The organism is Mycolicibacterium wolinskyi (assembly GCF_002101965.1).
Taxonomy (GTDB): Bacteria; Actinomycetota; Actinomycetes; order Mycobacteriales; family Mycobacteriaceae; genus Mycobacterium; species Mycobacterium wolinskyi.
Window position 1 is genome coordinate 225,534 of record NZ_LQQA01000029.1, and the last position, 17,725, is coordinate 243,258.

The window sequence follows — 17,725 nt, forward strand, 5'->3', positions numbered from 1 at the left end:
CCATAGATCGTTGGGTTACATTGTCAGACAAAAGGATTGCCATCGAAAGTCTCGCGGGTGACGAATTCTGGTACCGGCTTGCGACGCAGTTTCGACACCTGTCGCACCGGTGTGCCGAGTGGTACGACCGCTGTGATGGCGTACCGGTCGGGCACTGAGAGAAGGCGTTTCACCTCAGGTTCCTCGGATACGGCAGCGGTCGTCAGGACGCCGCCGTATCCTTCGTTGCGCGCTGCGAGCAGCACGTTCCACACGAATGGGTACACGGATGCGCCTGGTACCACGCTGATGCGGTCAAGTTCCTGATCGGTCGCAGCAACGACGGCGAGGTCCAGGCAGATGACGAGCACCACCGGCGCCGACCGGAAGGCAGATGACGCCTCCGGAGGCACCTCCGTCTTCGCGATCGTGGACGCGTCTACAGACGACGGGTAGAGGGGATTCCATGGCGATTCACCGTTAGCTATCTGGGCGGCGGTCCGCCGAGCACTGGGAAGTGCTAGGTCAGCCAGTGTCGACTTGGTCCGCTCGTCGCGGACCACAATGACTTGTACGCCTTGGCGATTCCCCCCGTTTGGCGCGAAACGGGCGTTGTCGAGAATGCGTGAGAGCACCGTGTCAGGCAGCGGATCGTCGGTGAACTCGCGCACCGCGGGCGTCGTCCGCATGACCTCGTACAGGTCCATCAAGTTCACCTTCCATCAAAGTTGTCGAAGACAGCTGCGCTCACCTTCGGTATTGCCTCCACGGCCAACCAGTGCGGCCCACTTGCCGGCTGAGCGGCCGATGTGACGAATCACGCTCGGCCACAACGGCTGCTAGAACTTCAACCGTTCGTGCAGAAAGTCGACGATGCGCCGACGCGCCTCGAATGCCGGGTGGCCCTCACGTTCGCGCACTTCGCGGGTGGCCACCGAATGCGCCGACCTTTTCAAGCTGTAATCGTTGCCCTCGTGTGATGCGATCTCGATCACCTCAAACGCCTCTCCCAGTTGGTCCTTGAGGGTTTTGAACCGTTCGGCCGGCACCCACCAATCGTTGGTGAAACGTAATCCCAACGCGCACAGCCCCTCCTCGGCAACGCGTCTCTTAACAGCCGACAATTCGTTGTCGGACAGCCCCGGATCGCGGCGTCGGGAGGCCGTGATCGGTATGGGAAGCGATGGCTGGGCCAGCACCGGGGCGAGAACACTGTCGTCCACGGCAGCCGCCAGTGCGAACCCGCCGGTGAAGCACTGGCCGATCACACCCACACCGGGACCAGGAGTGTTGTCGTTGAGATCGCGGGCGAGCGCCCGCAGGTATTGCGCTATCGGACGATTGGCATTGGTCGCGAACGCGGCGAACTCTCGGGCGACGCACGCGCGTACCATCGTCGCCACGGCGTTGCCGCGGGCCGAGTGAACGCCAGGCTTGCCGAACAGCGACGGCGCGGCGACAGTAAACCCGTTGTCCACCAGATGATTACCGAGTCCCAGCGAAGCTGGATCCAGTCCGGGCATTTCCGGGATGAGGACGACGCCTGGGCCAGTGCCCTTGCGATAGACGTCATAGGTGAACCCGGACGCGGTAAAAGGTGCACACACCCATCCGGACAAGTCCGCCTCGGGTGCAGGTGGATCACCCAGTTGCCGGGAATCGCTCATTTCGCCTCTCTCTAACTCCGGGGCGTTGGCCCCCATCACCCCAACGAGAATGCGAAGAGCTATCGACGCATCGCGGGAGTGCCCGTGCTCTCAGTTCGTGGTTTGCCTGCTCGGTGCTACGGATGCCGCACGCAGCATGGCCTGGTAGAGGTCGGAGGGTTCGGGTGCGGTCGGCAGTGCTCCGCGCGCGGGGGCTTGCAGACCCTGGACAATCAACGCCACTATCCGACTCCAGGCGGTAGGGGCTGCCTCTGCTGTAGCGGCGACGACTCCGGCGTTGGCCATCAGCAGCAGGACCATATCTTCGGCAGTGAAGTCGTCGCGAAGCCGCCCGGCGGCCTTGGCGCGCTCAATCAGTCGCACCAGGCCGTCGTACGCCTCACGACGCCGGGATTCCAGGGTGGTCGCCATCGGGAAGGTCATCGTCAGCACGCCGGCGAAGCCACGGTCGGCGGCCTGCATCCCGCAGACGGTCTCGACATAGCCGGCAAATGCATGCCACGGGTCGGGGTCGGCAAGTGCGGTCACCACCGCATCGACATAGGCATCCATACGGTCGGCAAACACCGCTTCTATCAGCTCATCCTTGGTGGGAAACCGGCGAAACAGGGTCGCGATGCCCACATCAGCATGGCGCGCCACCGAAGCCATCGACGCGGTCAGCCCCTCGCGAGCGAACACACTGCGCGCCGCCGCCACTATGCGGTCGCGATTGCGGCCGGCATCGCTGCGTAGCGGTTTCCCGTCATCGGCACCGTCGTCGTTCATAACCCTGATCCTAACTGGAAAGACCTATCCACTTGTGCTATCACTATAGCGGGGAGTGATCCGGATAGGCCGCTCCACTTACGCTGCGGCGTAGAACCCAACGCACTAAGGAGACGAACAATGCCGACAATTGTCATCGTGGGAGCCGGTTCAGGCTTGGGCCTGGCCATCGCCGAACTGTTTGGGTCGAAGGGCTTTCAGATCGCGCTATTGGCACGCAACCCGAACAACTTGGACAAGCTGGTCGGCGCGCTGTCGGGGGCCGGCGTCACCGCCGCCGGCTTCCCCGCTGACGTCATGGACCGCGATGGCCTCACCCAGGCCCTCCACGATGCTGCGGCGCACTTCGGCGGGATCGACGTCCTCGAGTACTCGCCAGCGGTACACACACCGGCCGCCGGGTTCAACCCCGTCAGCCCGTCGGCGAGCACCGTGGCCGACCTGCAGCCACAGATCGACTACAACCTCCACGGCGCGGTGACCGCCACCCACGCAGTCCTGCCAGCGATGCGCGACGCCGGAACCGGCACGTTGCTATTCACCACCGGCGCCGGATCGATCAACCCGACACCGATGCTTGGCAACATCAACCCCGCCCAGGCGGCCCTACGCAACTGGGCAATCAACCTGCACAGCGAACTGGCCGGCACCGGCGTGTACGCCGGACACGTCGCGATCGGTGTCTGGATAGGAGACGGCGCCCCAGAGGGCGTCCCGACAGCCACCGCCCATCAGATCGCCCCCGTCTACTGGAACCTGCACAGCTCCCGAGACGCCGCCGAACACCTTTTCACCGCCTAACGGCGCACTCCTGTGCGCCCCCAATCCCTCTCATACGCCACGAAAGTCACTGCCCCATGAATGTCGTCTTATGGATCCTGCAAGGCTTACTCGCCGCCATGTTTCTCCTGGCGGGAATCATGAAATCCACCCAGCCGCGAGAAAAGCTCATCAAACGACTCCCCTGGGTCGACGACGTATCCACCCCTCTGGTGCGCTTCATCGGTATCGCCGAACTAGCCGGTGGCATCGGGTTGATCCTTCCCGCCGTGACCGGTATCGCGACAGTGCTCACACCACTAGCTGCCGTTGGCCTTGCGGTGGTCATGGCGCTGGCCATGACCCTCCACGCCCGCCGCAGAGAACCTCAGGCCATCGCGTTCAACGCCCTGCTGCTCATCGCCGCGGTCGTCATCGCCTGGGGCCGCGTGGGCTCCTACGCCTTATGACCTCTATTGGGCCGGGGAAACCTAGCGAGGCACCCATGGGAACGCAGGCATTAGCTAGAGATGGTGCTGGAATTTTGGGCCACAGCTACAAGCTCACGTCTCGACGACGCCGAATCGTCCTTGCACTCACCGAATCTGCATTGGACGCTTTCTCGGCGGAGTCAGTGAGCGCGGTCAACCAGCGGGTACCTTCGCGAGAATGACACGGATTTGAGACAGAAGCCAATCACATGGCGTGAGACGCGCCGCATCATTGCAGTTCAGAGCACTGGTACATGACACCGAGAATGGGAACCGACACTGGGATGAAAGCGGGCGTTTATTGGGCGATCGACTTCGTGGAAGTGTTGACCTTGCCGTTGCGGCAGCTTCTAGCGTGGGAAGTCGATCGGAGTCAGGCGTCGGCGAGTTGAGTCGGATTAGCAGGTGACATGTATGTCGCGAGTGGCGGCACGTTATGTGCGATTTCGCGAGGCGGTGATCAGCTGCGTCCTGCCCGTCCCACTCCGAGTGCTATCGATGGTCGAACAGACCCTCGGAGCGGTTCATGGACATCGCTGAATACGATCAACTGCCGTCGCGACGCGTTGCGGTTGATGGCGGCGAGATGTTTTCGATCGATGCCGGCACCGGCCCCGTCGTTGTGCTGGTGCATGGCAGTCCGCTCTTCTCGCTGGAGTTCCGAGGGACCATCTCACGACTGCTGCCGGATTTTCGTGTTCTCGCACCCGACCTGTTGTCATTCGGTCAGTCGTCGGGACCGGCGCACGGGGCCGACTTCGCCCAACAGGCTCGTGCGCTGCGAGGCTTCCTTGACGCGCTCACACTCGATCGCTTTCATTTCGTGGGCCATGATTGGGGTGGGCCTATCGGCCTTGCAGCGGCGGCCCGGCGGCCCACGCAGATCGACCGGTTGGTGCTGTTGAACACCACTGTCCGCGCGGACTTCCGATCACCGATGTACTGGCGGCCCCTCACCGCTCCGTACCTTGGTGAGGCGGCATTGGTGCGCGCCAACCTCTACTCCCGCGCTTTGCCGCTGTTCTTGCGAGCGGCGCACCGTGACAATGTTCTTCAAGCACGTTATCGGCAGCCGCTTGATGAGTTGGCCACCCGCCGAACGATTCTCAGGCTCGAGCGCCTCGAGGGTTATGTATCCGAATGTCGGCTGATCAAGCGGAGATTGCCGGAGATCGCTGGCCCAAAGTTGATCATCTGGGGCAAGCCGGAGCCCTACTTTCGCCGTGAGGGTCCGCGATTGCGCGCGTTCTTGCCAGAAGCACAGTTCATCTCCTTGCCTGGCGCCGGTCACTTCGCGGCTGAAGACGCGTCGGATCGAGTCGCTGAGGAGATCCATGGGTTCCTCAAGTCACCGGATCACCAATCGTTGTGCGGCCAGTGACGAAGTTCTGCCGAAAATCGTGTCGATCGTCATCTGCCGGCCTGACAGGATGAGCGGCACCATGGACCTTCCCCGTATCTTCACCATCCGCGAGAGCAGCCACCGCATTCACAACCCCATGACTACCGCTAAGTTCGCCGCCTTGGGTGACGCGCTCCGGCAGGTTCTCAGACTCGGTGTCATATGCTCCTTTGAGATGCACGTCGATGCGCTACATGACTCGAAGTTGAGACGACTCGGTTCGTCGCGGTATGACATGCGTACGATCGCTCGCCGTAGGGCCGTGTTACGCCGAGGATCGCGATGATCAATTACGTATTCTTCGACTTCTTCGGCACACTCGTCGACTACAACCCGTCGATCCATCCGGACTACAACGCGCCGTTGGCATTTGCGCGGCGTGCCGGGTCGGAAATCTCCGAGAGTGCTTCCGATGCACACTGGCAGACGGCTTGGGACGATCTCGATGCCGAGGCCGTCAGGTCAGGGCGAGAATTCTCGATGTACGAAGTGTCGCAAAGGTATTGGCGTTCGATCGGATCGCCACCGCTCGTCGCGGGGGCCATCGACACGCTCATCGCCGAGTACCTCGACGCATGGACGGTGAATGTCTTGCCGGCGCCGCATGCGCTCGAGTGTGTCACCGATCTGTCGTCTGATCATGCGCTGGCGATCGTCAGCAACACCCATCATCCGGATCTGGTTCCGCGCCTGGTGCGACAGTTCGGCCTACACACGTCCATCGACCGCGTCGTCGCGTCGGTGAACATTGGCTGGCGCAAGCCTCACCCGCTCATCTTCGAGGCTGCTCTGCGTGAAGTTGGTGCTGCTGCGCAAGAAGTCGCGTTTGTCGGCGACAATTGGGATGCCGACATCGAGGGTCCTCGACAGGCGGGAATGGCTGCCGTGTACGTGGGTCGTGCCACCGAACACCGGCCCAGCGCAACTCTCAAGGAACTGCCGGGCATTGTCAGGTCACTGACATGACGGCCCGACACTCAAAACGAAGCTGACTGTCCGGCCGCACTGGAGCCTTCGGTGTTGAGCAACAGGACCGTTGCATCAGTGCCCAGGCCAAGTCGCGAACGGGCTGGTTCGGCTGCCAAGATCCGTAGCGCGGCCAGGCTGGCGGCACCACACGGGCCGGCGTCGACACCGAGTTCGGCGAGCGTTGCCATGGCCTGTTCGGCTTGTCGGTCGTCGATCGCCACGGCACCGGCCAGACCCTTCTGGAGATCGGGCCACGCCAGGTAGGACGGTGTGCCGCAATTGAGTCCGGCCATGCTGGTCTGGCCGGTCGGCACGGTCGTGAGCGCGCCCGCGGCCAGGCTGGCGCGCAGGCAGTCGGCGACCACGGGTTCGACAGCGACAACCCGGCAGTGAGGGCGCGAACGGCCGAAGGTCACCGCGGCATGGGCGAGGGATCCGACACCGGCGGGCACGACGATGAGATCGACATCCGCGCCGACTGCTGCCACTTGATCAGCCGCTTCATCGAACAGAGTCGAATAGCCGTCGACGATCCACTGCGGGATGTCCTCGTAGCCGGGCCATGAGGTGTCTTGTACGAGCAGCGCGTCGGGGTCGGCGTCGGCCAGCGCGGCGGCCTGCCGGACGGCGTCGTCATAGGCCACCTCGAGCACCCGGACATCGGCGCCCTCCGAACGGATCAGCTCGATGGCCCGCTCCGAAACACCTTGAGGCACCACGATTGTGGCCGGAATGTTCAAGAGCGCGCCCATCCGGGCCACCGCGCGGCCGTGGTTCCCGTCGGTCGCGGTGATCAGGCGGGGTCGCGCGCGATCGGCCGACCGCAGCGCTCGATGGACGGCCCAGGACGCGCCGAGCATCTTGAACGCCGGAAGCCCGAGCCGCAGCGACTCGTCCTTGACCATCACCGCTGCCAGGCCGAGCGCACCCGCGACCGTCGGCAGCGGAACCAGCGGGGTCACCGTGTAGCCCGGCAGGGTCTCGTGGAACCGCCGGATCTCGTCGGTCTGCCGAGGTTCGACAGCGTGGCCGGGGGACCAGCCGGGGTTGAGCAAGAACGATTCGGTCGTCAGCACGGAACACCTCCTGACCGGAACATTAGGCACTGCGGCGGCACAACAACATCACCGATTCCTGCCGTCGATCCGGCAGCAGAACTGAAGTGTTTCCTACAATCGGGTGATGTTGGACGTCCGGCGGTTGCGCTTCCTCGTGGAGCTGAGCCAACGCGGCACGATCGCTGCGGTGGCCGATGCCCTGCACATGAGCCCATCGGGGATCTCTCAGCAACTGTCCCTGCTCGAGCGTGAGGCCGGGGCGTCGCTGCTGGAGCGGATCGGTCGCGGGGTACGCCTCACCGAGGCGGGCAGGCGGCTGGCAGAGCGTGGCGCCGACATCCTGGCAGCGCTCGAAGTGGCGCACGCCGAGCTGCGCTCCGGTGAGGAGCCGCCGACAGGCACGTGCCGGGTGGCCGCGTTCGGGAGCGCGGCCCGCGCACTGGTCCCGGCTCTGTTGGAATGTCAGAAACGGCATGAGGGTCTGCGGGTCGAGCTCGTCGAGTCGGAGCCGGAGGTCGCGGTTCCGGCGCTGCTCAGCGGTGAATTCGATCTGGTGGTCAGCGAGGAGTACCCCGGCGGCGCCCCGTCGCTGCCCCGGCACGTGCACCGTGAAGTGCTGGCCGAGGACGCGCTGGAGATCGTGGTCGCGGCCGATCTGCTGAGGGGTCGCGACGTCGTGCAGGCGGGTGGCACCCTGCCGTGGGCGCTGGAACCCGTCGGCGCCGCCTCCCGGGCCTGGTCGGTCCAGCACTGCCTTGGGCTCGGCTTTGCGCCGACCGTGCAGTTCGAGTCCTACGACCTCGACCTGCTCCTGCTGGTGGTTCGCCAGGGTGCTGCCGCGAGCATCCTGCCGCGTCTCGTCCTGCCGCCGCGGCGGGAGGGCACGGCCCTGGCCCGGCTCGAAACCGGATGGTCGCGCACCCTCGTCACGTTGGCCAGGCAGGCTCGAGCCGGAGACCCCTCGGTGCGAGCCGTCCGGCGGTCGCTACACGGCCGATTCCATGAATCGGCAGTGTCGCTGACGAATGAGCGTCAGTGACCGAAGCTGTTCCTCACTCCGCGCTGCGGGAATACTCGGACCGAGACGGTCGAGTCGAAGCAGGCAGGAGGAGCCCATGGCGCCACGAGTAGCGTTGACAACCGACATCGGTGAGGGACTGGGCCGATGGAGCCTCGGCGACGACGATGCGTTGCTCGAGATCGTCACGAGCGCCAACATCGCGTGCGGATTTCACGGCGGTGATCCGGGCATCATGCGACGCACCTGTGCGATCTCGGTCAAGAACAACGTCGCGATCGGTGCGCAGGTGAGCTACCGCGACCTCCACGGCTTCGGTCGTCGCTACATCGCTGTCCCTGGCCCGGAGTTGCGTGACGATCTGCTGTACCAGATGGGCGCGTTGGAAGTCTTCGCCCGATTGGCCGGCGGCAAGGTCGACTACGTACGGGCCCACGGTGCACTCTGGAACGTCGCCACCAAGAACACCGAGCACGCGCAGGCCCTCGTCGACGCGACACTCGAATTCAACAGGGACCTACCGCTTCTCGCCGCCGTGGACACCGAGGTGTGGCGGCTCGGTACGGACGCCGGACTCCGGATGGTCGCGGAAGCGTTCGTAGACCGCGCCTATACGCCCGAGGGGTTGCTTCAGTCCCGCAGCGAGCCGAATGCACTGTTGACCGATGCCGACGCCGCCGCGGCGCGCGCCGTGCAGATGGTCACCGAGGGGCACCTGACCGCCAACGACGGCAGCGAGGTCAAGGTGACCGCCGACGCGCTGCTCGTGCACTGCGACACTCCCGGTGCCGTCGACATCGCGCGCAAGACCCGCGCCGCACTGGAGGCCGCGGGTGTCGAGCTGTATCCCATTCGGTGACAGCCGGTTCGGTGTCCGTGCCCCAATTGCGGCCGTGCGGTGAGGAGGCCTGGCTGCTCGACCTCGACGACAACCGGATGGTTCATCGGTGGGCGGCAGCCGTGCGACAGGCCGACCTGCCGGGCGTGCGAGAGGTCGTCCCGGGCCTGACCACGCTGCTCGTGACACTCGACCCCGAGTCGACGAACGCAACCGTGCTGCGGGCGGCGCTGGAAAATCTGCGACCCAGCCCCGAACAGGCCGATGACCAAGGGCATCACGTCATCGAAGTGCGTTATGACGGTGAGGATCTCGCCGAGGTGTCCCGCCTCACCGGGCTCACCGTCGCCGAGGTGGTGGAAGCGCACACCGGCACGCCGTGGCGCGTGGCGTTCTGCGGTTTCGCCCCCGGATTCTCCTACCTGGTCGGCGGTGACGCGCGTTTGCGGGTACCGCGTCGTGGCGAGGCACGTATCAGGGTGCCGGCAGGCGCGGTCGCGATCGCCGGCGCGTTCTCGTCGGTCTATCCCCGGGTGTCGCCCGGTGGGTGGCAACTGTTGGGGCACACCGATGCGGTTCTCTGGGACACCGCCGCCGAGCCGCCCGCAGTGCTGCGTCCCGGTGCGACCGTGCAGTTCCGCGACGTGGGCTGATGAGCCGGCTCACCGTCACATCCGTCGGCGTGCAGGCGCTGTTGCAGGACCGCGGGCGAAGCGGTTTCGCCCACCTCGGCGTGGGACAGTCGGGGGCTGCGGACCGCACCTCGTACGACCTCGCGAACCGCCTTGTCGGGAATCGGCCAGGCGCGCCCTGCATCGAGGTCACGCTGGGGCGCATGGCGTTCACCGTCGACGCGCCCGTGTTGATCGCGGTGACGGGCGCACACGTCGCCGTTGCCTGCGGCAATCGGCAGCACGGGCCGAACGCCGCATTCGCGGCGCGCCCCGGGGACACCATCACGCTCGGACCGGCCACCAAAGGGCTTCGCACGTACGTCGCCGTGCGCGGGGGGCTCGTCGGCCGGTGCGTGCTGGGATCGATGTCGTGGGACACCATGGCAAAACTCGGCACCCCGCCGCTGCGGGCGGGCGATGCCTTGCGCATCGGAGGTGCCGAGGACCGCTGGCCAGCAACGGATTCAGCGCCGCTTCCGGCAATGGACACGCGTTCGATGACGCTTCCGCTCATGCTCGGCCCGCGTGACGACTGGTTTTGTGACGTGACCCGGCTGGGCGAGCACGAATTCACCGTCACCGCCGACGCCGATCGCGTCGGCATCCGCCTCGACGGTCCCGACATACCCAGATGCCGAAGCGGAGAACTCGCCAGCGAGGGTGTGGTGCTCGGCGCACTGCAAGTGCCGACCAAGGGCCGGCCGACGTTGTTCCTGGCGGATCGGCCGGTAACCGGCGGTTATCCGGTGCTTGGCGTCGTTCCGCGGGCGGGTGTGGACCGCGCCGCCCAAGCCGTCCCGGGGACGCGTATTCGGTTCATGCCATTCCGCGCGCAATTGAATGGCAATCGGTGACAAACATGGCTCGGTCGGTTGGCTAGCTCTGACATGGAACAGGGCAGCGGATTGGCATAACGTGGCGCCTCACAGCCCTCATCCGCAACAGAGAGGACGACGCCTTGCCCGCGACCTTCGGGTTGGCCATAGAGAACTTCACCTCGGCCGACAAAACCCCTCAGATCAACGAGTTGCTCAGTACGGCACGGCGCGCCGAACAACTCGGATTCACCTCACTGTGGGCCTGGGATCATCTGTTCCTCGGTAGCCGCCAGCCCTTTCCCCAGTTGGAAGCGCTCACGACGCTTGCGGTGCTGGCAAGTCACACGACCACCATCACGCTGGGCACCGGCGTGCTGGTGCTGCCGATCCGGGATCCGGCGCTATTGGCCAAGACCGCCGCGACCATTCAGGCGGTGTCCGACGGCCGGCTGCGGCTCGGCATGGCGGCCGGCTGGTATGAGCGCGAATTCGATGCCACCGGAACGCCGTTCAAGAATCGCGGCAAGATCTTCGAGCGCAATCTCGAAGTCTGCATGAACCTGTGGACCCAAGACGAAGTGACGGGCACCTGGGACGACCTGTCGTTTCGCCGGGTCAAGATGCTGCCACTGCCCAAACCGCGTCCCCAGGTTCTCATCGGCGGCTATGTCGACCGCGTGCTGAAGCGGGTCGCCACCCTCGGCGACGGCTGGCTGACCTACTTCTACACCGCAGAGGCGTTCGCCGAATCGTGGGCCAAGATTTCGCGGTTCGCCGAACAGGCCGGCAGAGATCCCGACCAGCTGCATTCGCTCAACCAGTTGCCGATCTGCATCGGCTCGTCGAAAGAGCAGGCCCAGGCGCTGACCGGGCCGTGGCTGGCCTCATACTTCGACACCCCGGAGTGGAGCAATGCCACGCCCGACAGCGCGATCTGCGGAACCCCCGAGGACTGCGCCGAACAGATCGCCGCCCATCTGGACGCCGGTGTGCGGGAGATCTGCCTCGTACCCCATGCCTACGACCCGGAGCAGGTCGAGCGATTCGCCGCCGAGGTGCGTCCGCTCCTGGGCAGTCTGGTGGGTGCGGCATGAGCGGCCGTCTGATGACGCCAGGAGCCGTGGAGTCGCGCCTCGAACTCGAAGCGCTCACGCGCACAAGCGATGACAAGGTCACCACGGCATCCGATGCCGTGCGGCGGCTCGTCACCAACGATGCGGTGATCGGTGTCGGCGGCACCAACCACGCCCGCACCCCCATGGCACTGCTGATCGAGATACTCCGCCAGGGACGTTCAGGCCTGACGATGACCCGCCCGCTGTCGTGTTTCGAGGCCGAGCTCATGCTGGCCACAGGCACCGCCGAGCGCATAATGACCAGCTGGGTCGGTATCGGCCACGGGTGGGGCCTCGCGCCGGTCGTGCGTAACCTCGTCGAGCAGGGTCGCCAGGTCTTCGAGGAATGGAGCCATCTCGGTATCGGGTTGCGCTACAAGGCCGGAGCCATGGGTGTGCCGTATCTGCCCACCCTGAGCATGCTGGGCTCCGACATCGACGCACGGCTCGGCCTCGCGAAGGTCGACTGCCCCTACACCGGGCAGGTTCTCAACGCGGTGCCCAGCCTCAACCCTGATGTGGCGCTGATCCACGTCCAGCGCGCCGACGCGGCGGGCAACGCCCAGATCGACGGCTATCAACTGATGGACGCAGATCTGGCACTGGCCGCACGCCGAGTCATCATCACCGCCGAGGAGATCGTCGCGACCGACGAGTTCCGCTGCGACCCCGGCCGCACGGTGATTCCCGGGTTCGCTGTCGACGCGGTCGTGCATCAGCCGATGGGTGCCTATCCGCATGAGTGCTACGGGCACTACGAGGCCGACCTCGACGAATTCACCGCGTATATGCAAGCTGTGAAGAGCGGCGGCATCGAGGGTGCCCGGGCTTACGTCGAGGCACTGACCGCCCACGCCGACCACGACGCGTATCTGGCCTCGATCGACCCTGATCGGCTCGCGGCCGCGCGACGCACCGCTGAGGAGATGCTGCCCCGATGACCGACTCCTTGACCCGCCCGGCCACCGGCGAACTGCGAGCCGAACAGCACCCCGACGCCCGGCCCGACGAGATCATGACGATCGCCGCGAGCCGGTTGCTCGAGGACGGCAAGGTGCTGTTCGCCGGGATCGGCCAGCCGCTCGTCGCCGCGGCGATCGCCAAGCGGCGCCAGGCACCCCACCTCACGGTGCTCCTCGAAGGCGGCATGATCGGCATCGAGCTGCTGGCCGGCGAACTGCCCGCGTCCACCAACGAGGTCCGCGCCGCGGTCGGCGCCCAGATGCTCACGACCGCGACGGACATCTTCCTGATGGCTCAGCGCGGATTCTTCGACTACGGCTTCATCGGCGTCGCGCAGGTCGACCGGTTCGGCAACGTCAACACCAGCATCGTCGGTGACCCCGAGAACCCGTCGGTGCGGCTACCCGGTCCCGGCGGTGCCAACGACATCGCATCGATGTGCAACCAGGTCGTGGTCGTGACCCAGCACGAGCCACGCCGCTTCGTCGAGAAGGTCGACTTTGTCACCAGTCCGGGCTTCCTGGCCGGTGGAACCAGCAGGCGCGACAGCGGATTGCTGTACGGCGGGCCGCGCTGGGTGGTCACCGACCTGGCACTTCTGGACTTCGAGCCGGATTCCCGTCGCATGAGGGTATGCGGCCTGCAGGCCGGCGTCACGCTCGAGCAAGTGCGCGCCGCAACGGGTTTCGAGTTGCTCGTCCACGACGAGATCGACGAGCTGCCGCCGGTAGACGATGCCGAACTCGCACTGCTGCGTCACCTCGTCAACGGTGGGGAGGCAGGCCGATGACGGTGCAGGAGACGATGCCGACAACCGCCGGGCGCACCCCGGCGAGCTGCTTCGAATACCAGCGGGCCGAATCATGGTCCGACGCAATCGAACTGCTCGACCTTTGGGACGGCGAGGCCAAGATCCTGGCCGGCGGGCAGAGTCTGATCCCGATGCTGAACCTGCGCCTTGCCGCGCCCGGCGCGCTCATCGACGTCAACCCCATCCCGGCCGCCGCGCCCCGGATCGACGGTGAGCACATGGTGATCGACGCCAACACCCGTCATCGCGAGCTGACGACCTCCGATGTCGTGCGCACGCACGCGCCACTGCTGGCGCACGCCGTGCAGTTCGTGGGCAATGTCCGGGTCCGCAACCGGGGCACGTTCGGCGGCACACTCGCTCACGCGGATCCGACCGGGGAGATCGCCGCGGTCACGATCGCCATGGGGGGTGAGATCGTCGTGCAGGGGCCGGCGGGCATCCGGACCATCCCGGCGGACGAGTTCTTCCTCACGTACCTGACCACCGCGATGGAACCGAACGAGGTGATCGTCGGCGGGCGCATCCCGGTCGGGGGCGCCAGCCGTTGGGGTTTTCACGAAGTCGTCCGTCGCTATTCGGATTTCGCGACCGTCAGCGTCACGGTCATGGCACGCGCCGCCACCGACGTCCGCGTGGTGCTGGGCGGCGTCGCGGTCCGGCCGTTGCTGGTCGACCGGGAATACCTCGCACCGGCGCTGTCGGACCCCGGCAACCCGGACCGGGCTCGCGAGAGTGCCGACGCGATCGCGGCCTCGCTCGACCCGGACACCGATCTGCATGCCACGGCCGATTACCGACGCCGGCTTGTCGCCGTGCACACTCGCAGGCTCTTGGAACAGGTGCTCGCAGAGGAGGGCCGCACAGCATGATCCGTACGCAGGTGGTGCTCCGCGTGAACGACCGCGACCACGAGGTGTGGGTGCGCAACGACCGAACCCTGCTCGACGTCCTGCACGACGACCTCGGGATGCCCGACGTGCGGTACGGCTGTGCCGAAGGTGTCTGCGGCACCTGCACGGTGCTGATGGACGGCGATCCGGTCAGCGCGTGCTGTGTCTATGCGGTCCAGGCGGAGGGCCACGACATCGTCACGTTGCGGGGATGGTCGGATCCCCAGGACGAACCGCATCCGCTGCAGAAGTGCTTCCTGGAGCGCGGGGCCTCGCAGTGCGGGTTCTGCACCCCGGGCATGTTGCTGACCGCGGCTACCTTGGCCGAACGCAAGCCGGACGCATCGCGTGAGGAAATCCGCCACGAGCTGGTCGGCAATCTGTGCCGCTGCACCGGCTACCAGGCCATCGTCGACGCGGTCGAGGACTACCTGCACGCACCGGCAGTAGAGAGGGGAGGCGCCCAGTGACGACCGTAGAACCGGGAACCACGCCGGACACGACCGAACCGCCCAGCGCCCCAGCCGAATTCGACCCGGACGCCGATTCGGGTCCGGAGCCCCGCGAGCGCGACTTCCGGGTCGTTGGACAGTCGCCCGCCCACCACGACTTCGTCAACAAGGTTCGCGGCACGCTGCTGTACGCCGCGGACTGGAACCTTCCCGGCATGATCCACGGCAAGGTCGTCCGATCCGATGTCGCACCGGCGAAGATCGTCAGAATCGACACCTCGGCCGCCGAGCGGCTCGAAGGGGTGGTGGCGGTGCTCACCGCTGCCGACGTGCCGCACAACGCCGTCGTCGAGCATGCCAGCGGCGGACTCGGTGAACTGACCGTCGAGCAGCCCGTACTCGCGCGCGATCGGGTCCGGTACGTCGGAGAGCCGGTCGCGGTGGTGGCCGCGACGGATCCGGAGACCGCGGCCGAGGCGGCCGACCTCGTGGAGGTCGAATACGAACCGCTACCTGGCGTCTACCGCCCCGAAGACGCACTGGCCGACGGCGCACCACTCGTGCACGACGAAGGCAACGTCCTGGTCAACTGGCACCTGGACCGCGGCGACGTCGATGCGGCGTTCGCCGAGGCCGACGTCGTCGTCGACCACACCTACCGCAGCCAGCACGTCGAGCACGCGTACCTCGAAACCGAGGCAGGCGTCGGGTGGATCGAGAACGACGTTGTCACCCTGCGGATCTCGACACAGGTCATCGAGCATGCGGTCGAGATCGCGACGATCCTAGGGCTGCCCCAGAGTCAGGTCCGCGTGATCGCCTCTTACATGGGTGGCGGCTTCGGCGGCAAAGAGGACATGACCGTCGAGCCCTACATCGCCCTGTTGGTCTGGCGGACCCGCAGGCCGGTGCGGATGATCTGGTCGCGCCAGGAATCGATCCTGGCCAGCACCAAGCGCCATCCGTTCACCATGCACTACCGCACCGCGGCCACGAAGGACGGAAAGATCCTCGCGGTCGACGCCGACATCGTCGGTGATGCGGGCGCCTACCCGTGCCTGAGCGCCCGCGTCCTGTTCGCCGGCGCGGCCCTGTCGCCCGGCCCGTACAAGGTTCCCGCGGTTCGCATCCGGTCGCGGGCCGTGTTCACGAACAACGTGCCCACAAGCGCTTTCCGCGGCTTCGGCGCCATGCAGGTGACCCTCGGCTATGAATCGCAGATGGACGCCCTCGCGGCCGAGCTGGGGCTCAGCCGCGAGGAGATCCGCGACCGAAACTACATCGAGAAAGGCGATCTCCTGGCCGGCGGCGAACCGATCACAACGGCCGTCGCGGTTCGCGAGACCCGGGACGCCGCCCTCGAAATGCTGGGTGCGCCAAGCAGTCCCAGCGGACCCAACAAAGTCGTGGGCCAGGGCTTCGCATGCGGCATGCAACCGTACGGCCGCTCCATCTGGTTCCGCGATCATGCCGCCGCGTGGGTGACGCTGCAGGCCGACGGCACCTTGCTGATCCGCAGCGGCGTCACCGATCTCGGTGCCGGACAGGCCGCGAGCCTGTGCCAGATAGCCTCGGAGATCCTCGGTGTCGCGCTGTCCGACATCAGCGTCTACATCGGCGACACGGCGCTGACTCCGCCCGCCGGTGGCACCTACGCCACCCGCCAGCTGTACATGTCGGGCAACGCGATCCTGCGGGCCGCCCGCAAGCTGCGCGACCAGTTGACTCCAGTCGCCGCAAAGGAACTCGGCGTTCCCGAAGACGCCCTGGTGTGGGTCGACGGCATGGTGCGCACCGAAGACGGAGCCACTGGTCTGAGCCTGCCGGAACTGGTACGCGCCGCCAACGAAGCACGCGTCGACACCGCCGTCCTCAACACCTGGCGGGCCCGCTCCGGTGGTTTCGATCCGCAGAAGGGTCAGGGACACACCTACCCCGACTACACATTCGGCACCCACGCGGCCGAGGTGGAAGTCGATCTGGAAACCGGTGACGTTCGATTGCTCAAGTACGCCGCCTGTCACGATGTCGGACGAGCGATCAACCCGACCCGGGTCGAAGGCCAGATCATCGGCGGAGCCGCGCAAGGTATCGGCTATGCGCTCACCGAAGACTGCGTGACCGATGCCGGCCACCCGCTGTCGTCACTGTTCGCCGACTACCTGATCCCGACAGCGATGGATCTGCCCGATATTCGGGTCGCGATCATCGAAAGTGGCGAGGGCCGTGGACCGCTCAACGCGCGCGGTATCGGAGAACCTCCGATCGGACCGCCGGCGGCCACCATCGCCGGCGCCGTCGAGGCGGCCGTCGGCATCCGGCCCACCCAACTACCGATCACCGCGGAACGGGTCCTCGCGCTGCTCGACCAGCGGGACCTCGAAAGGGGAAAGAGCGCATGAAACTTCAGCATCGGACCGAGGTCGGCGCCCCGCCCGACGAGGTGTGGGCATTCCTTCAGGACACTCCCGGCGTCGTCGAGTGCATGCCGGGCGCTGAACTCGTCGACGATCTGGGCGACGACAGATACGAGGGTGTGCTGCGCGTGGCCATCGGGCCCCTGAAGATGAACTACGCGGGACGCGCATCGGTTATCGAGCGTGACCCCGCCGCGCGCAGGATCGTGCTCGACGCGTCCGGCCGCGACAAACGCGGATCCGGTTCGGTCGTGGCGCACGTCGCATTGCAGGTCGAGCCCGCCGAGGCGGGCAGCCGCATCGACGTGGTCTCGGATATCGACCTCACCGGCCGAATCGCATCACTGGGCCGTGGAATTCGCGACGTGTCCAACCAGATGTTCGTCGACTTCGCCGGTGAGCTGGGCAGCCGTATCGAGCAACCGGGCCGGCCGGCGCCCGTATCGACCGCTGTCGGCCCGAAACACACCGCGACCGCGACGTCGGTGGCCGCACCCACGTCACCCGCAGCCGCCAAGCACGGCGGCGGCGAAATCAAAGTGCTGCCGCTCATCTGGGCTGTGACGCGGGAACGTCTCGCCGACTTCCTGGAGCGGCTCAGCGCCCGCGTACGCCCGAACTGACTCAGCGGGC

The 17,725-nt window shown here is 66.1% G+C and carries 19 protein-coding genes; 15 read left to right on the forward strand and 4 right to left on the reverse strand.

Annotation, left to right across the window (positions count from 1 at the left end):
* Window positions 1-23 precede the first annotated feature (23 nt).
* The 3 genes from AWC31_RS22270 to AWC31_RS22280 all read right to left on the reverse strand — a co-directional run bounded on the left by AWC31_RS22270 (window position 24) and on the right by AWC31_RS22280 (window position 2,414).
* A complete protein-coding gene (locus tag AWC31_RS22270) occupies window positions 24-686 on the reverse strand; it encodes a nitroreductase family protein (protein WP_085146135.1) in 663 nt (220 codons plus the stop codon).
* 132 nt (window positions 687-818) lie between these two features.
* Window positions 819-1,646: a dienelactone hydrolase family protein gene (locus AWC31_RS22275; RefSeq protein WP_085146136.1), complete on the reverse strand. Its 828-nt coding sequence runs from the start codon at window positions 1,644-1,646 to the stop codon at window positions 819-821.
* Window positions 1,647-1,736: 90 nt separating this feature from the next.
* Window positions 1,737-2,414 carry a TetR/AcrR family transcriptional regulator gene (locus AWC31_RS22280; RefSeq protein ID WP_085146137.1) on the reverse strand — a complete coding sequence of 226 codons (678 nt, stop codon included), beginning with the start codon at window positions 2,412-2,414 and terminating at the stop codon, window positions 1,737-1,739.
* 120 nt (window positions 2,415-2,534) lie between these two features.
* Between AWC31_RS22280 and AWC31_RS22285 the strand changes: the two genes are divergently transcribed.
* The 4 genes from AWC31_RS22285 (at window position 2,535) to AWC31_RS22305 (ending at window position 6,032) form a co-directional block, all read left to right on the forward strand.
* Complete coding sequence (locus AWC31_RS22285; RefSeq protein WP_085146138.1) at window positions 2,535-3,215, forward strand: SDR family NAD(P)-dependent oxidoreductase; 681 nt, start codon at window positions 2,535-2,537, stop codon at window positions 3,213-3,215.
* Between the two features lie 56 nt (window positions 3,216-3,271).
* The gene (locus AWC31_RS22290) at window positions 3,272-3,643 is read left to right on the forward strand and encodes a DoxX family protein (protein WP_085146139.1); all 372 of its coding nucleotides are present in this window, start codon (window positions 3,272-3,274) and stop codon (window positions 3,641-3,643) included.
* A gap of 547 nt (window positions 3,644-4,190) precedes the next feature.
* Complete coding sequence (locus tag AWC31_RS22295) at window positions 4,191-5,045, forward strand: alpha/beta fold hydrolase (RefSeq protein WP_085146140.1); 855 nt, start codon at window positions 4,191-4,193, stop codon at window positions 5,043-5,045.
* 303 nt (window positions 5,046-5,348) lie between these two features.
* Complete coding sequence (locus AWC31_RS22305; RefSeq protein ID WP_085146142.1) at window positions 5,349-6,032, forward strand: HAD family hydrolase; 684 nt, start codon at window positions 5,349-5,351, stop codon at window positions 6,030-6,032.
* 11 nt (window positions 6,033-6,043) lie between these two features.
* Here the strand turns inward: AWC31_RS22305 and AWC31_RS22310 are convergent, their stop codons facing one another.
* On the reverse strand, window positions 6,044-7,111 hold the full coding sequence (locus AWC31_RS22310) for a diaminopropionate ammonia-lyase (RefSeq protein ID WP_234816953.1): 1,068 nt from the start codon (window positions 7,109-7,111) through the stop codon (window positions 6,044-6,046).
* Window positions 7,112-7,217: 106 nt separating this feature from the next.
* Here AWC31_RS22310 and AWC31_RS22315 point away from each other — a divergent pair, with 106 nt between their 5' ends.
* From AWC31_RS22315 to AWC31_RS22365, 11 genes are all read left to right on the forward strand, one after another.
* Window positions 7,218-8,132, forward strand: a complete 915-nt coding sequence (locus AWC31_RS22315) for a LysR family transcriptional regulator (protein ID WP_133060209.1) — start codon at window positions 7,218-7,220, stop codon at window positions 8,130-8,132.
* A 76-nt stretch (window positions 8,133-8,208) separates the two neighbouring features.
* The gene (locus AWC31_RS22320; protein WP_067848038.1) at window positions 8,209-8,970 is read left to right on the forward strand and encodes a LamB/YcsF family protein; all 762 of its coding nucleotides are present in this window, start codon (window positions 8,209-8,211) and stop codon (window positions 8,968-8,970) included.
* Window positions 8,967-9,602: a 5-oxoprolinase subunit B family protein gene (locus AWC31_RS22325; protein ID WP_264051757.1), complete on the forward strand. Its 636-nt coding sequence runs from the start codon at window positions 8,967-8,969 to the stop codon at window positions 9,600-9,602. The genes AWC31_RS22320 and AWC31_RS22325 overlap by 4 nt, the downstream gene beginning before the upstream one ends.
* Complete coding sequence (locus AWC31_RS22330) at window positions 9,602-10,477, forward strand: 5-oxoprolinase subunit C family protein (protein ID WP_085146144.1); 876 nt, start codon at window positions 9,602-9,604, stop codon at window positions 10,475-10,477. The genes AWC31_RS22325 and AWC31_RS22330 overlap by 1 nt, the downstream gene beginning before the upstream one ends.
* A gap of 104 nt (window positions 10,478-10,581) precedes the next feature.
* A complete protein-coding gene (locus tag AWC31_RS22335) occupies window positions 10,582-11,535 on the forward strand; it encodes an LLM class flavin-dependent oxidoreductase (RefSeq protein WP_084356568.1) in 954 nt (317 codons plus the stop codon).
* On the forward strand, window positions 11,532-12,497 hold the full coding sequence (locus AWC31_RS22340; protein ID WP_207626403.1) for a CoA transferase subunit A: 966 nt from the start codon (window positions 11,532-11,534) through the stop codon (window positions 12,495-12,497). Before AWC31_RS22335 ends, AWC31_RS22340 begins: the two co-directional genes overlap by 4 nt.
* A complete protein-coding gene (locus AWC31_RS22345) occupies window positions 12,494-13,309 on the forward strand; it encodes a CoA-transferase subunit beta (RefSeq protein WP_207626404.1) in 816 nt (271 codons plus the stop codon). The genes AWC31_RS22340 and AWC31_RS22345 overlap by 4 nt, the downstream gene beginning before the upstream one ends.
* Entirely contained in the window at window positions 13,306-14,202 is an 897-nt protein-coding gene (locus tag AWC31_RS22350; RefSeq protein WP_110775211.1) for an FAD binding domain-containing protein, read from the forward strand. The genes AWC31_RS22345 and AWC31_RS22350 overlap by 4 nt, the downstream gene beginning before the upstream one ends.
* Window positions 14,199-14,693, forward strand: a complete 495-nt coding sequence (locus AWC31_RS22355) for a (2Fe-2S)-binding protein (protein ID WP_085146145.1) — start codon at window positions 14,199-14,201, stop codon at window positions 14,691-14,693. Before AWC31_RS22350 ends, AWC31_RS22355 begins: the two co-directional genes overlap by 4 nt.
* Window positions 14,690-17,077, forward strand: a complete 2,388-nt coding sequence (locus AWC31_RS22360; RefSeq protein WP_085146146.1) for a xanthine dehydrogenase family protein molybdopterin-binding subunit — start codon at window positions 14,690-14,692, stop codon at window positions 17,075-17,077. The genes AWC31_RS22355 and AWC31_RS22360 overlap by 4 nt, the downstream gene beginning before the upstream one ends.
* Window positions 17,074-17,715 carry an SRPBCC family protein gene (locus AWC31_RS22365; protein ID WP_067848025.1) on the forward strand — a complete coding sequence of 214 codons (642 nt, stop codon included), beginning with the start codon at window positions 17,074-17,076 and terminating at the stop codon, window positions 17,713-17,715. Before AWC31_RS22360 ends, AWC31_RS22365 begins: the two co-directional genes overlap by 4 nt.
* Window positions 17,716-17,725: the final 10 nt, after the last annotated feature.